Source organism: Halomonas sp. ND22Bw, assembly GCF_003011945.1.
In the GTDB taxonomy this organism is placed as follows: domain Bacteria; phylum Pseudomonadota; class Gammaproteobacteria; order Pseudomonadales; family Halomonadaceae; genus Halomonas; species Halomonas halophila.
Genome location: NZ_PXWD01000447.1, coordinates 1 through 334, shown reverse-complemented (window position 1 = coordinate 334; position 334 = coordinate 1). Strand labels below are relative to the sequence as shown.

General features: G+C 60.8%; 1 pseudogene. It reads right to left on the bottom strand.

Annotated elements, in window-relative coordinates:
• Nucleotides 1-164 precede the first annotated feature (164 nt).
• A pseudogene (gene glnA / locus CVH10_RS18870) lies at nt 165-334 on the bottom strand (glutamine synthetase); the annotation flags it as partial.

The window sequence follows — 334 nt, the reverse complement described above, 5'->3', positions numbered from 1 at the left end:
CGGCTGATCGAACTGCGGCGCAGCAAGGCGGACGCGCTGGAAGCCGAGGTCGCCTGACGATCCGATAGTGAGACGCGGGCGTCGCGTTTCGCCAGCGAATCCAAGACATGGAAAAAGGGCCGGGGAGCGATCCCCGGCCCTTCGTCTTCACGCTGATCCTGCGATCAGCAGCTGTAATACATGTCGAACTCGACGGGGTGCGGATGCAGTTGCAGACGCATCACTTCTTCCATCTTCAGCTCGATGTAGCTGTCGATGAAGTCGTCATCCATGACGCCGCCCTTCTTGAGGAAGGCGCGGTCCTTGTCCAGGTTCTCCAGCGCTTCACGCAGCG